Annotated in this window: 20 protein-coding genes; 19 read left to right on the top strand and 1 reads right to left on the bottom strand. The window is 37.1% G+C overall.

Translation table 11 applies throughout. The features are described from left to right. The coding region (locus tag BUA88_RS16380; RefSeq protein ID WP_207649571.1) for a hypothetical protein at positions 1–220 on the bottom strand (220 nt) is incomplete at its 3' end. Positions 221–341: 121 nt separating this feature from the next. On the opposite strand from BUA88_RS16380, the gene BUA88_RS05790 reads away from it, so the two are divergent. The 19 genes from BUA88_RS05790 (at position 342) to BUA88_RS05700 (ending at position 14,323) form a co-directional block, all read left to right on the top strand. Next, the gene (locus BUA88_RS05790; protein WP_072914082.1) at positions 342–1,169 is read left to right on the top strand and encodes a deoxyribonuclease IV; all 828 of its coding nucleotides are present in this window, start codon (positions 342–344) and stop codon (positions 1,167–1,169) included. Between the two features lie 177 nt (positions 1,170–1,346). Next, a complete protein-coding gene (locus BUA88_RS05785) occupies positions 1,347–1,763 on the top strand; it encodes a hypothetical protein (RefSeq protein ID WP_072914043.1) in 417 nt (138 codons plus the stop codon). Between the two features lie 346 nt (positions 1,764–2,109). Continuing rightward, on the top strand, positions 2,110–2,628 hold the full coding sequence (locus BUA88_RS05780) for a GNAT family N-acetyltransferase (RefSeq protein WP_072914039.1): 519 nt from the start codon (positions 2,110–2,112) through the stop codon (positions 2,626–2,628). Between the two features lie 10 nt (positions 2,629–2,638). Then, positions 2,639–3,109 (top strand): GNAT family N-acetyltransferase, encoded by a 471-nt coding sequence (locus BUA88_RS05775; RefSeq protein ID WP_072914035.1) that lies wholly within the window; start codon positions 2,639–2,641, stop codon positions 3,107–3,109. Positions 3,110–3,276: 167 nt separating this feature from the next. Beyond that, positions 3,277–3,804, top strand: coding sequence for a DUF7010 family protein (locus BUA88_RS05770; RefSeq protein WP_072914030.1), 528 nt, complete (start codon positions 3,277–3,279; stop codon positions 3,802–3,804). A gap of 50 nt (positions 3,805–3,854) precedes the next feature. Continuing rightward, the gene (locus BUA88_RS05765; RefSeq protein ID WP_200798846.1) at positions 3,855–4,508 is read left to right on the top strand and encodes a hypothetical protein; all 654 of its coding nucleotides are present in this window, start codon (positions 3,855–3,857) and stop codon (positions 4,506–4,508) included. Positions 4,509–4,534: 26 nt separating this feature from the next. Continuing rightward, on the top strand, positions 4,535–5,017 hold the full coding sequence (locus BUA88_RS05760; RefSeq protein ID WP_072914022.1) for an NUDIX hydrolase: 483 nt from the start codon (positions 4,535–4,537) through the stop codon (positions 5,015–5,017). Positions 5,018–5,073: 56 nt separating this feature from the next. Further along, on the top strand, positions 5,074–6,096 hold the full coding sequence (locus BUA88_RS05755) for a S66 family peptidase (protein ID WP_072914018.1): 1,023 nt from the start codon (positions 5,074–5,076) through the stop codon (positions 6,094–6,096). Positions 6,097–6,111: 15 nt separating this feature from the next. Continuing rightward, complete coding sequence (locus BUA88_RS05750) at positions 6,112–6,630, top strand: ATP-binding protein (RefSeq protein WP_072914013.1); 519 nt, start codon at positions 6,112–6,114, stop codon at positions 6,628–6,630. 314 nt (positions 6,631–6,944) lie between these two features. Continuing rightward, the gene (locus BUA88_RS05745; protein WP_072914009.1) at positions 6,945–7,559 is read left to right on the top strand and encodes a sugar O-acetyltransferase; all 615 of its coding nucleotides are present in this window, start codon (positions 6,945–6,947) and stop codon (positions 7,557–7,559) included. An 18-nt stretch (positions 7,560–7,577) separates the two neighbouring features. Next, positions 7,578–8,492, top strand: coding sequence for a DMT family transporter (locus BUA88_RS05740; protein WP_083572417.1), 915 nt, complete (start codon positions 7,578–7,580; stop codon positions 8,490–8,492). Between the two features lie 46 nt (positions 8,493–8,538). Next, positions 8,539–9,303: a P-loop NTPase family protein gene (locus BUA88_RS05735; protein ID WP_072914002.1), complete on the top strand. Its 765-nt coding sequence runs from the start codon at positions 8,539–8,541 to the stop codon at positions 9,301–9,303. A 72-nt stretch (positions 9,304–9,375) separates the two neighbouring features. Next, positions 9,376–9,546 carry a chorismate--pyruvate lyase gene (locus BUA88_RS05730; RefSeq protein WP_072913997.1) on the top strand — a complete coding sequence of 57 codons (171 nt, stop codon included), beginning with the start codon at positions 9,376–9,378 and terminating at the stop codon, positions 9,544–9,546. A 35-nt stretch (positions 9,547–9,581) separates the two neighbouring features. Continuing rightward, complete coding sequence (locus tag BUA88_RS05725) at positions 9,582–10,436, top strand: aldo/keto reductase (protein ID WP_072913993.1); 855 nt, start codon at positions 9,582–9,584, stop codon at positions 10,434–10,436. Between the two features lie 9 nt (positions 10,437–10,445). Continuing rightward, the gene (locus BUA88_RS05720; RefSeq protein WP_072913991.1) at positions 10,446–10,922 is read left to right on the top strand and encodes an AI-2E family transporter; all 477 of its coding nucleotides are present in this window, start codon (positions 10,446–10,448) and stop codon (positions 10,920–10,922) included. A gap of 40 nt (positions 10,923–10,962) precedes the next feature. Then, positions 10,963–11,679 carry a sulfite exporter TauE/SafE family protein gene (locus BUA88_RS05715; protein WP_242939586.1) on the top strand — a complete coding sequence of 239 codons (717 nt, stop codon included), beginning with the start codon at positions 10,963–10,965 and terminating at the stop codon, positions 11,677–11,679. 13 nt (positions 11,680–11,692) lie between these two features. Further along, positions 11,693–12,163, top strand: a complete 471-nt coding sequence (locus BUA88_RS05710) for a GNAT family N-acetyltransferase (protein ID WP_242939585.1) — start codon at positions 11,693–11,695, stop codon at positions 12,161–12,163. 381 nt (positions 12,164–12,544) lie between these two features. Beyond that, positions 12,545–13,387 (top strand): LD-carboxypeptidase, encoded by an 843-nt coding sequence (locus BUA88_RS05705; protein WP_072913985.1) that lies wholly within the window; start codon positions 12,545–12,547, stop codon positions 13,385–13,387. A gap of 99 nt (positions 13,388–13,486) precedes the next feature. Further along, positions 13,487–14,323: an AraC family transcriptional regulator gene (locus tag BUA88_RS05700; RefSeq protein ID WP_072913982.1), complete on the top strand. Its 837-nt coding sequence runs from the start codon at positions 13,487–13,489 to the stop codon at positions 14,321–14,323. The last annotated feature ends 50 nt before the right edge of the window (positions 14,324–14,373 follow it).

Below are 14,373 nucleotides of genomic sequence, written 5' to 3'. Positions count from 1 at the left end.
TACAGCAATCATGTTTGTACTTGGAAATATCAATTCCAACAAAGTACATAGGCATAAAAATTACCTCCCTTTTTAGTATAGTGGCACTGTTGTCTTCCACAGAAAGAATCGGCTGTGTAATCACGTAAATACAAACGTCAAGCGTTAACAAACTAATTACCAGTAATAGACGAATAACTGTGGTCTGAGTCACCTCGTACCAGTCAAAGCTGTAAAACAATAGAAACAGATCCACAGTGCCTAAAAATAAATATATCAAAAAGGATTGAAATATGCCCAGAGAACCTGGGAGAAAGGAAAAATCCAATCACTATTTTGATGATTGGATTATACGTAAATTAATGATATATATAGGCTGTCACTTATCAGTGACTAATGGATATGAAGCAATGGGACGTCAGATGACTGAATTTGGCGGCAGCACCTTTGCATGGTTTACAAGAAATCCAAGAGGTGGAAAAGCAAAGGATATTGAAGCCTCCGATGTTGAAAAGCTACAAGCGATTCTTGAGAAAGAGAAGTTTGGAACACTTGTAGCCCATGCCAGTTACACTATGAATTTTTGCTCAGCAAAGCCAGAAACTAGGGCCAATGGTCTTGATATGCTTAAGCAGGATTTGCAGAGGATGGAGCAGGTTCCAAATCAATATTATAATTTCCATCCAGGCTCTCACACAGGCCAGGGTGCCGAGGTTGGAATTCAGCAGATTGCAGATGGATTGAATCAATCCCTTTGGGCTGATATGAATACCACAGTGCTTCTTGAAACTATGGCTGGAAAAGGTTCTGAAGTGGGTAAGACTTTTGAAGAACTTCGAGAGATTATTGACCGTGTAGAGTTAAATGAGAAGCTTGGTGTTTGCCTTGATACCTGTCACATCTGGGATGGTGGCTATGACATAGTAAATGATTTCGATGGAGTACTGACTCAGTTTGATAAGGTGATAGGGTTGGATAGATTGAAAGCCATTCACTTTAACGATAGTAAGAATGAATGCGGTGCAGCAAAGGACCGTCATGAAAAGCTTGGTCAGGGATTCATTGGAATGGAAGCCATGAAGAGAATCGCACAGCATCCCGTCACCCAGAATCTTCCTTTCATTCTTGAAACACCAAACGATGATGCCGGATATATTGAAGAAATTGCAACAGTGAAAAGCTGGTTTTAAGAGGTTGAAAAACCTCTTAAATTTTTCTTGACTCTAACGTTACGTCATACTTTAAGTAAGATTATGGGGCCACATAGGTGGCTCCATTTTTTATGGGAAAATATTGGTTTTAGGCTATTTTTTTGCCCAGAAAACATATATAGTAGAATAATAATTTAAACGAGGGAGAAGAATAGGATGAAGGAGTGGATTAGAAAATTTAATTTAAGGAAGGCTGGTTTCATATCAGTTGCAATAGGAGTGCTTACTATAATTGTTCATGTTCTAGTAATCACAGGAGTCTTGCCATATCTATGGGTAAATGGAGGCCGTTCAGAATCCTTTGAAGTAGCTCAACAGACCTCTTTTTCATCAATCATAATCATTCTTGTAAGTATCGTAATTACGATAATAGCAAGTCAGATTATCCCAATCAAATTTAATAAGTTTTGGGGAATCGTGATATCAGTTTTCCTGATTGTTACATTACCATTGTCGTTCTTTGGAATTATTGAGCAGTTCCTTGGAACCATGTTTGAAAAATGTGTAATGTCCATTGTGACAATAGTTGGATTTATCGCTGATACAAGAATTGCTTTTGAAAAGAGATGGTAGAAGACAAAGATACAGTTTTTTTAGAATTTCTTAAAATAACACTGTATGTTTTGGTATAGAAAATTTTCTTATTTAGAATTACTACAGTGTTTTTGAGTTTTTTGAAAATAAAACTGTATTAGAATTTATTATTATACTCTATAAATTATATATGTGGCATATTTAAGATGCTGAATAATGTAGCCAAGCAATGTAATACAGTGTTATTTGGGTTTTTACAAAAAAACACTGTATATGTAGAATCTGGAAAAAATATTTCCACAGTGTTTTCTTGAAATTTAACAAAAACACTGTAAAACAGGGATTTTTTGTTTATATATAATCCTATATCTATGGGAGGTATATTATGAAACTAATTGAACCAACAATGGAATATGCTAATGAGATACAAGAATACAGACAGGCCTTCCTAAAATCTGGAGATTCCATGGATGGCTGTGGTGGTCTTAGGAGATTTGATGATTCTCAGGATTGGATAGATCAGGTGGAGTCATTGAAAAAGACTGAAACTACTCCTGACAATTGGGTGACTTGTTCCCAGTATATTTATGTTGATGAAGTAACTAATAAGATAGTTGGTGTGATTCAGATTAGACATTATTTCAATGAATTTATAGAAAAATATGCAGGTCATATTGGATATTCGGTAGCACCTGATGAAAGAAGAAAAGGTTATGCTACAAAGATGCTTGGTCTTGTTTTACCAGAATGCAAGAGGCTTGGAATCGATAAAGTGCTGATTTGTTGTCTCGAAGGAAATGAAGGTAGTAAGCGTACTATTCTAAACAATGGTGGTGTATACGAATCAACAGTTTTCGAGTCAAATGAGAAGGTTAATTTAGAGAGGTATTGGATAGAGTTATAGGGGGAAAACTGTGGCAGAGGTTTCATTGATAAAAGCAACCAAATCTGATATGCAAACTATTTGGCAAATGCAGGTAGAAGGATTCTCTGAGTTACTTGAAAAATATCGTGATTACGATACAAGCCCAGCTTCAGAGAGTTTTGAAAAAGTAATGGCAAGGTTTGAACAGCCATGGACTACTTATTATTTTATTTCTGCAGAGGATGAAAATGTAGGTGCTATAAGAATAGTGGACAAGAAGGATGGCAGTCCTAAAAAGATTTCACCTATTTGGATTATGTCAGAATATAGAAATAAGGGCTATGCCAGTGCTGCCATAAAAGCTGCAGAGGACATACATGGTGCTAATAACTGGAGTCTGGAAACTATCCTTCAAGAGCCAGGCAATCTTCACCTATATGAGAAGATGGGTTATCACCAAAACGGAGTGATAGTAAATATCAATGACAAAATGGATATAGTTATTTATGAAAAGGAATAAAGATGGACAAAAAATTAGTAGAATTTTTAATCATAGCAAAACAGGCAACTTATGCAGGTAAGGGGGCAGAGACATCTATATGAATGTGTTTTTCATGGTGGATTGGTAGAGTGATAGAAATAACTCATAAATATTGTCAGTTGGGCTAATCATAGTTGGGAGGAAAAATGACACTTGATGAATTAAGACTAGACATAGCAAAAGAACAGAAAAAGGGAATTCCTTTTATAACAGCATCTATTATTCTTTGGGGACTGATTGCGATAGTTACTATACTTCAGATTCCTATTAAATCTATGAATATTTTAGTATTTTGTTGTTCGTGCCCATTGATGCCGCTAGCCATGATATTTGGAAAAATAGTCAAGGTGGATTTGTTTTCAAAAAAGAATCCACTTAGCAATGCGGGGCTATTGTTTACAATGAATCAAATGCTATATATCTTAATTGTTATGTGGGTATTTAGCGCTGTTCCAGAAAAAATGGTTATGGTATTTGCAATGGTATTCGGTGCACATTTGTTGCCATATTCATGGCTCTATTTTTCTAAGGCTTACATTATTTTTGCAGTTGCAATACCTGTGATTTCACTTATATTTGGTGTCATATTTAATGCTACAGTAGTGGCATTATCAGTATGCTTATGTGAAGTGGTATTTCTATTGATTTTAGTTTATGAAGTAAAGAAATTATAAGACATATTCAATATAGATAAGGATAAAATAATGAGGAGAATAGTTTAATTATGAAAGAAAAGAAAGTTTCAGGATTTGATTTTTTATGGTGCGCACTTTATGCGTGTGCTGCCTTTGCATTAGAATTGATACTCGTTGTTAATGAGGGCAAGATGGGAATTGAGTCAGGAATGATGTCCCTTTCACAGAATATAATCCACTGGGTTATCACTACTATTTTATGGGTAGTTGCTGGATTAATGGTTATCTTTATTGCTAAGAAGACCACTGGATTTGATATATGGGTGCATCAAGAGAAGCTTAAAGGCTGGCAGTATGTAGCACTTTTAGTATGTTTGGTGGTAATCACTGCTGCTCAGTGGTTAGACTGGGGTGGCTTTAAGTGTTTACTTGAATGGCAAAGACTTGGTGCTATCAAATTCATATTTCAATATATCTACTATATTGCAGAGGGATTTCTTATCTCACTTGTAATTGTTTATGGTCAGTTAGCCTGTGAAAAATGGTTCAAGAATGAGAAGATTCCTTATGGTGGAATTATTTTAGGACTTACATGGGGAATAGCACATGTAGTATCAAAGGGAAGCCTGCCTGTTGCATTGTTCTCAACCGTTGGAGGTTTCCTGTTTGGTACAGCATATTTATTTACAAATAAGGATTACAGAAAGGCTTTGCCTGTAATCATTTTGTTGTTCATTTTGTAAGAGGAGAAGTCAGGAGAATAGGACACATGAAAAAGTTAAAACTAATCAATGAGGACTACCAGGGTCATGTGGATATAATGAGACATGCCGGCAGAGGTATTGTGATAAAGGATGGCAAAATTCTTTTAAGTTATGTAGAGAAATGTGATAACTATATGCTTCCAGGTGGAGGAGTTGAAGGGGATGAATCACTAGAAGAATGTTGTGCCCGGGAATTACTTGAAGAAACAGGAATTGTTGTAAAACCTAAAGATTACTACTTAGAAATAGAAGAATTATTTGATGTTTGGCAGCATTTTAATCACTACTTTATCTGCGAGTTTGTAGAGGATACAGGAGTGCTTAATCTTACAGAAGCTGAAAAGAATGCAAATTACAAGCATGTATGGCTTCCTGTTGAGGAGGCTAAAGAGATTTTTAGTGAGTATGAAAAGTACCACCATACTGATATTGCACTTTATGGTCTTTACCGCAGGGAGTATGAAGCTTTAAAAGCTTTAGATTTGTAGAAAATGGTACTGACGAATATGACATGCAGCTTTTTATAAAGTGTTAGGAGGGCAACATGATTAAGACAGTAGCTATTGTAAGTTTATCATCGGGAACTATTGGCGAAGATTTCGTTAAGCATGAAGTAGATCTAGGTTTGAAGAGACTCAAGGATTATGGTCTGAATGTAAAGATGATGCCTCATGCTATGGCGGGAATAGAGTATGTAAAGAATCATCCAAAGGAGAGGGCAGAGGATTTGCTTGAAGCCTTTAAAGATGACTCTGTTGATATGATTCTTTGTGCTATAGGTGGAGATGACACGTATCGTCTTTTACCATATCTATTTGAAAATGATGAGTTGAAAAATGCCATTAACAAGAAGATATTCTTAGGATTTTCAGATACAACCATGAATCATTTCATGCTTCATAAGGTTGGTTTTAATACCTTTTATGGGCAGTCGTTTTTAGCAGATGTTTGTGAAATGGATAAGCACATGCTTCCATACACAGCAAAGTATTTTGAAGAGCTGATAAAGACGGGCACTATTAAGGAAATCACTCCAAGCGATGTCTGGTATGAGGAGAGAACAGACTGGTCGCCAGCTGCTTTAGGAACTGCTAAAAAATCTCACAAGAATAATGGCTTCGAATTGCTTCAGGGACCTAACACTTTTAGTGGAAAGATTCTTGGAGGTTGCCTTGAATCTATCTTTGATATCTTCGATAATACAAGGTATGAGGACACGGTTTCTCTTTGTGAAAAGTATAAGCTCTTCCCTGATTTAGAGGATTGGAAAGGCAAAATCTTACTTCTCGAAACAAGTGAGGAGCAGCCTTCTCCAGAGCACTATAGAGAAATGTTGTTAACACTGAAAAACACAGGGATATTTGAGGTTATTTCTGGTGTTTTATGTGGAAAACCTATGGATGAAAAATACTTCGCTGAGTATAAGCAGATAATTTGTGAGGTAGTAGATAATCCAAGCCTGCCAATAGTTGCTAATGTAAATATTGGTCATGCCACACCTAGATGCATCATACCATTTGGTGTGGATGCATCTGTTGATGCAGAAAAGCAGGTCATTAGATTTTAGAAATCAGAGGTAATTATGGTTACAATAATTACAGGTGCATCTCATGTGGGGAAAACTGTCTTGGCACAGAGGATGCTGGAAAAATATAAATATCCCTATGTATCAATCGACCATTTGAAAATGGGATTGATTAGAAGCGGGAACACAGAGCTAACACCAGATGATGATGAACAGCTTGTAGGATATCTATGGCCTATTGTCAGGGAGATGATTAAGACTGCTATAGAGAACAAGCAGAATCTTATCATTGAAGGATGTTATGTTCCTTATGATTGGCGAAAGGATTTTGATGAGCAGTATTTGCAGGAGATTGCATTTATATGCCTAGCCATGACAGAGGAGTACATTGATTCTCATTTTGCTGAGATAAAATCACATGCTTCTGATATAGAAAACAGGCTGGATGATAGTGATTGCACAGCTGAAAGGATTAAAGCTGATAATAGACAGGTGATTTTGGGATATCAGAACGCTGGGGAGAAAGTAATCTTGATTGATGGGGATTATGAACAGGTAATTAAGGGCTTGTTATGATCTATACAGTCAACTTACAGTTTTTTTGAGATTTTTTGAAATAACACTGTATGTTTTGAATTTGAAAATAAAGACCATACAGTGTTTTTAGGATTTTTTCCAAAATAACTGTAAAGCTTCTTTGAGTAATTCACTATTAGTAGAATGTGTTGTCTATCTGAACAGTGGTTTAATACAATTATGAGGACTTATACAGTGTTATTTCAATTTTTATGAAAAACACTGTATGACATGGATTTCAAAAAATTATTCATACAGTGTTTTTGAGAAAACTAACAGAAACACTGTATTATTCATGAACAGAGGTAAATAATATGAACCAAAAAGAAAGAATGCTTGCGAATCTTCCATATAAGGCATGGCTTGATGGACTCAGTGAAGAGCGCATGGAAAATAAAAAGAAGATATATAAGTATAATAACCTGGAGCCTGATAAGCAGGAGGAGAAGGATAAGCTTATAAAGAAAATTCTGGGTAAGACAGGCGAATCTATCAATATAGAGACACCTTTTCACTGTGATTATGGCTACAACATCGAGGTTGGAGAGAACTTCTTTGCCAATTATAACCTGGTGATTCTTGATGTGGGAAAAGTGAAGATTGGAGACAACGCGCAGATTGCTCCAAACGTTGCCATCTATACCGCAGGGCACCCTATTCACCCTGACTCTAGAAATTCAGGCTATGAGTATGGCATAGATATTACTATTGGAGATAATGTGTGGATTGGTGGTAATACCTGCATTATGCCAGGAGTGACTATAGGTAATAATGTGGTCATTGGAGGCGGAAGTGTCGTAAACAAAGATCTTCCAGATAATGTTATTGCAGTGGGAAATCCTTGTAAGGTAGTGAGGAAAATCACAGAAGCTGACAGGGATTATTATTACAAAGATAGAAAGTTTGATGTAGACGACTATATCGTATAAACGAAGTAAATGGAAAATATGAACCTACTTAAAAATAAAATAGTGGTATGCTTCTTGGCAATTGTATGTTGCCTGCTTTGGGGCAGTGCATTTCCAAGCATAAAAATAGGCTACAGGCTTTTTGAGATAGATGCCAGCGACAGTATGTCGCAGATTCTTTTTGCTGGAATTAGATTTTTCCTGGCGGGAATACTTGCTATTATTTTTGGCAGTCTTCTTCAGAAAAAGGTTTTGTATCCAAAGAAAGAATCATGGCGAATGGTATGCACACTCAGTTTGTTCCAGACCATTCTACAGTATTTCTTTTTCTACATGGGATTGGCCCACGCGTCAGGTGTGAAATCATCTATTATCAATGGCATGAGCACCTTTTTCGCAATCCTTCTAGCTTCTCTTGTAAGAAAGCAGGAGCGATTAACTACCAACAAGTTGGTAGGCTGCGTGCTTGGAGCTGTAGGTGTAATAATTGTAAGCCTTGCTGGTGGAAGCATAGGTGAGGGCTTTGCAATCAATGGCGAGGGATTTATCCTTGTGGCATCGGTTTCATATGCCATTTCATCAGTGCTTATCAAGGAGTATTCCATCAAAGAAAATCCAGTAACCTTAAGTGGTTATCAGTTCATAATTGGCGGCGTTGTTATGATGATGGTAGGATTATTGGCAGGTGGTAGACTTCACATGACATCCCTGCTAGGCATTCCACTTATCATTTATATGGCGCTGATTTCATCTGTAGCATATTCAATTTGGGGAGTGCTGTTAAAGTACAATCCAGTATCGTCGGTTACAATATACGGATTTACGAATCCGATTTTTGGTGCATTGCTTTCAGCTATACTTTTGTCAGAGTGGAAGACAATTACAGCTCAGTATTTGGTGGCTCTGGTACTTGTAAGCCTTGGAATTTATATTGTAAACAGAGTAAATGATTAATGTTATAGTATTGATAAATATAAAGACATAATTAAGGGGGATTTTAGTGAATTATTTTGTAGAGGGGTTGCAAGGAAGTGGTAAGAGCACACTTGTAAAAAGACTTTCAGAAAAGCATCCAAATTATACAGCTATACACGAGGGAGATTACTCTCCAGTGGAGCTTGCTTGGTGCGCTTATGTTGATAGAGAAACATATAAACAGATTCTTGAAAAGTACAAAGATATCCGTGATGAGATTGAAAAGAAATCTTTTGCAGAGGATGACCATGTGATTATCTGCTATACAAAGATTCTTACAGATATTCCCGGATTTCATAAGGAGCTTGAAAAGTATGAGATTTACAATGGAAATCTAGACTCGGAAATATTTAGAGATATTGTCTTGAGACGATTTAAAAATTGGCAGGGAGATAATAATATCTTTGAATGCTCAATCTTCCAAAATATTATCGAGGATATGATTCTCTTTCAAAAATGTAGCGATGAAGAGATTGTCGATTTTTACAAGCAGATAAAAGAAGTTCTTGCTGACAAGCCATATGAGATAGTGTATCTTCAGGCCGATGATATCAAATCAAATATTGATATAATAAGAAAAGAAAGATCTGATGATCAGGGCAACGAAATGTGGTTTCCGCTGATGTTAGGATACTTTGATAATTCACCATATGCACTTGAAAAAGGGGTGAAAGGAACTGAGGCTTTGTTGGAACATTTTAAGCACAGACAGGAATTGGAACTTCGTATATGCGAAGAACTATTTCCTGAAAGAAATATAGTGCTTAGGTCGAAAAATTACAAAATATGACTTCTTGTAGGCTACTTAAGGAATAAGCCCACAAGAAGTCATGCTTTTAGAAGCACTTGAAGGAGAAAAGAAATGGAAACATGGTACTACACAGTTATAAGCATAGACGGCGATTATGCAAATCTCAAAAGAACCGATATTGAATCAGATGAGCTCAAGCTTGTAGCCAGAGCACTTCTTCCAGCAGATATTGAAGAAGGATCTAATCTTAAGTATGAACTAATGCAGTATTTTATTGTTTAATAATCAGCTTATTATTGGCAAAAAAGGGGGTCTTTATGAATAGTTTAGATAGTAGAATTAAACTTAATAACAATACATCCATTCCTTGCTTAGGTTATGGAACTTACAAAATCAAAGACTTGGATGAGGCATATAATTCAGTGAAGTCTGCTCTTGATGCAGGCTATCGACATATCGATACAGCTGCATTTTATGAGAACGAGAAGCCTGTGGGAAGGGCAATAAATGATTATATTAATTCTCATGACCTTAAGCGTGAAGATATCTTTGTTACCAGCAAAGCCTGGAAGACAGAGCTTGGATATGAGAAGACATTAAAAGCTTTTGAAAAGACAATGGAGGAAATCGAATTAGATTATCTAGATTTGTATCTTGTTCATTGGCCTGCCTCATATGCTTTTGATGATGATTGGGAAAACACTAATCGTGCTACCTGGAAGGCAATGACAGAAATCTATAAGTCTGGCAGAGTAAGAGCTATCGGTGTATCAAATTTCCTTACACATCATCTTGATACTATCATTGACATGGAAGTAATGCCTGCGGTAAATCAGATAGAAATCAATCCAGGATTCCTTCAAAAGGAAACAGTGGACTATTGTCAGAACAAAGGCATTTTAGTTGAGGCTTGGAGTCCACTTGGAAGAGGAAAATCGCTGAATCATACTGTGCTGGAAAAACTGGCAGCTAAGTATGGTAAGACAGTAGCACAGATAATCTTGCGCTGGGAAATGCAGCATGATATTGTGCCACTTCCAAAATCTACTACACCGTCACGAATAGTAGAAAATTCGAAGGTATTTGATTTTGAACTCAGCGCTGAGGATATGGCTGTTATCGATGCAATTGAACCTTACGGAAACAGTGGTCATGGACCAGATGATAAGTAGAAGATTGATATGGAAAATTTATTAACTCATATAAAAAATATTATTGGAATCATAGTTAAGTATCTAAAGTACTCTATTATTGATGGCATCATTATCGGAGCAGCAAATTTCGTTTTTATGTACTTTATGGAAATGCCTTGGAAGATTGCTATTTCCATTTTGATGGGAGTCACTAATCTTGTGCCTAATTTCGGACCAGTTGTGGGCGCTATAATTGGTGGAGTTGTACTGGCGATTTCTGATGTTAAGCAGGCACTGTGGTTCCTTGGTTTTACGGTGGTTCTTCAGATAATCGATGGCTTATTCATCAAGCCTAAGTTGTTTGGAGACAGCTTTGGAATCTCTGGCGTGTTTATGCTTATAGCCATGATAGTTGGCGGCGGTTTGTTTGGCATTTTCGGAATGATTTTTGTTGTTCCAGTAGTTGCCATAGCAAAATATTTGATAAAGGATGTTTTGCTGCCTAATAATAACAAAAAGGATTAGGTTTACATATTAGTTTTGCTAGAAGAAAAGGGAAATTGAGTTGATATTGTGGGCACTTGCTACATTTGTAGCATTCTTTATAAAAGGTCTTTGTGGATTCGCAAATACGTTAGTTTTTACAACTATCCTGGGATTTGGCGAGGCCAATGTAAATATTTCTCCAGTGGAGCTATTACTCGGCTTCCCATCTAATCTCATATTGGTTTTTAAAAATCGAAAGCAGCTGAATAAAAGAGTATTTATTCCACTGGCATTGCTGGTCTTAGCAGGAAGCATACCAGGAGCAATTCTTTTGAAGAATGCAGATGTTAGAGCTCTAAAGATTTTCTTTGGAATCGTCGTGGTGCTGATTGCAGTTGAAATGCTTCTTCGCGAGTATCAGCTGATAAAAGCCAGAAAATCTAAACTTTTATTGGGGATAATTGGGTTGTTATCAGGCCTGCTGTGTGGATTGTTTGGAATAGGTGCGTTACTTGCTGCCTATGTGGGAAGAGTTACAGAATCAAGCACCGAATTTAAGGCAAATATCAGCGCAGTTTTTATAGTAGAGAATATATTTAGAATTGTTGTCTACAGTCTGGTTGGAGTAATTACTTTAGAGTCTTTACGACAGTCTGCTATGTTGCTTCCAGTGATGCTTATAGGCTTGTTCGCAGGAATGAAAAGCTCAGAAGTGTTAGATGAAAAAGTGGTAAAGAAACTTGTAATTATTCTTTTGGCTATATCTGGCGCTGTGCTGGTGTTTAGAAATTTGTAGGGAGGATTTCTCGGTGGTTGATACTACAAAATATATAGTGACTGAAGTAAATGAGGACAATGTGGAAGCTGCTGCCAGAATCCATTCTATTTCTTGGCAGAAATCGCACCGCAGTTTTTGTACTGAAGAGTTTATTGCAATGCATGATGTTAAGCATCAGAAAGAATATATAGTAAAGAAGATAGCTGATGGCAGTGAGTTTTATATGCTGATGGATGATGAACCGGTGGCTGTTGTTTCAGTGACAGGAAGTCTGATAGAAGACCTATACGTTTTACCTGAGTTACAGAATAAAGGCTATGGAAGTCAGCTTTTGTATTATGTTATTTCTAAGATTCAAAAGAAGGGGCTTGCTCCAACCTTGTGGATTCTAGAAAACAATGATGGTGCAGAGAGACTGTATAGAAGAAATGGTTTTGTTCCATCAGGCAATGTAAATCAAATCACAGACAAATTAGATGAGATAGAGTTTGTTTTGAAATAAAAGACAATCTATTGAAAGAATCATTTGATTGTTGAGTGATTACGGAAAAAATCATTGAGTTGAAGTTTTTTTACGTAGGGCAAATTGGTAGATTTAACTCTTTTACGGAAATATTATTGATAGGCTTCATATTTTACGTAGCAAATATTTAAATTTGTTATTGAAAGTTAGGATACTTACGGAAAATGGTTTGTTCATAGTGAGATTTTCCGTAATTTATAGACTTAGTATATGCTTTAGTAGCCTATTATTAAGAATGAACTACGTAAAAAGTAAGTGTTATAGCTGTCCTTTCCGTAAATTGGTAATTATAATTTTTTCAACTACATAAAATGAAACAGTAATCAAGAAAATTCCGTAAACACCGTGGAGGAGAAAAATATGGAAGTTGGACTAGCAGCCTGCTCGAATGGGCATAATAAAGAATGGACACCACAGGTGGATGAGCTGGTGCAGGTACTGAATGACATGGGAGTGCAGACTGCACTTGCAGAGCACATAGTGGCTACTAAAGATGAGTTCAGCGGCACAGATGAGGAGAGAGCCTCAGACCTGATGAGCTTTTATAAGGATGATTCTATAGATGCTATTTATGATATATCAGGTGGTGATTTGGCTAATGGAGTTTTGAAGTATCTTGATTTTGATATTATAGCAAATTCCAATAAGACCTTTTGGGGCTACAGTGATTTGACAACAGTAATCAATGCAATCTATACCATGACAGGAAAGTCATCTGTCCTCTATCAAGTAAAGAACATGGTATATTCTGAGGCAGAATTTCAGCAGGAGAGATTCAGGAATTATCTGGCTGGAACTACAGAAGAACTATTCAACCTCCAATACAAATTCCTCCAAGGCACCCAAATGAAAGGTGTAGTTGTAGGTGGAAATATCAGATGTTTCACAAAGCTTGCAGGAACAAAATACTGGCCTGACCTAAAAGGAAAAATCCTATTATTGGAAGCCTATGGCGGAGGTTCAGGACAGATAGCTACTTTGTTCAATCAGTTGGAGCAGATAGGAGTTTTTGAGCAGTTAGCTGGAGTATTGCTTGGTACCTTTACCAGCTATGAGAAGGAAAATCTTGAATACTCAGTTTATGATCTTTTGAAAATGCATATAAGTGATACTCTTCCAGTGGCCATGACAAAAGAGATAGGCCATGGTCACGATTCCAAAGCAATTGTCATTGGAAAGGAAATGGAGTTTATCGCAAAATAACAGACCCGTCACAGGTGCGCACATAATGTCGGGAACAGAAAACCACCCGAGACTATACTAAAGGAGCAATGTGAGAGAAACAAAGAGAGGTAATGAATAGTGCAAAGTTGGGTGGAAGAATTTCAGAAATCAATCAATTTCATAGAGGAGAATCTGGCCAGTCCTTTGGAGATTGAAGATATCGCTGGAGTTGCTGCATTGTCATCTTTCTACTATCAGAGAATCTTTGGTGCAATGTGTGGAATGTCAGTTGGTGAGTATGTCAGAGCCAGACGAATGACCTTAGCAGCGCAGGAGCTATCAAGCACTGATGCAAAGGTAATTGATGTGGCTTTGAAATATGGTTATGATTCACCGGACAGTTTTGCAAAAGCATTCCAACGCTTTCATGGAATTGCTCCATCGAAGGCCAGGGAGCCAGGAGCACCTCTCAAATCATTTGCTCCATTGCATATAAAAATATCTTTGGAGGGCGGTAAAATGTTAGATTATCGAATTGTTGAAAAGGCACAGTTTACAGTTATGGGAGTTAAGCGCGGATTTAACTCAGATTCAAGCTATCAGGAGATCCCAAAGTTTTGGGATGAGTGGATGGTAGATACAAAGGGACTTAAGGGCAGATTCGGAATTTGCCTTGATATGGATGGCAAGGACTTTGATTATTGGATTGCTGACGAGTACAAGCCATGGCATGACGTTCCAGAAGGATGCGCTACTACAGTTATTCCGGCAGGTCTTTGGGCAGAGTTTAAGTGTGTTGGGAAGCTTCCAGAAAGCTTGCAGAGTGTGAATACTCAGATTTGGTCTGAATGGCTTCCAACTCTTAAGGGATATGAGCTGGCAGGCAATTATTCACTTGAGGTGTATTGCCCACCTGCAGAAAAACCAGAGGATACTGTAAGCTACATCTGGATTCCATTAAAGAAGACAAATTAAGAGATTTTTAGGTAAGCCTAGATAAAATAAGGAGCAACCGCAAGGTTGCT

It is taken from the genome of Pseudobutyrivibrio xylanivorans DSM 14809, assembly GCF_900141825.1.
Classification (GTDB): domain Bacteria; phylum Bacillota; class Clostridia; order Lachnospirales; family Lachnospiraceae; genus Pseudobutyrivibrio; species Pseudobutyrivibrio xylanivorans.
Note: the sequence above shows the minus strand (reverse complement) of the source record. Positions and strands in the feature narration are given on the sequence as shown.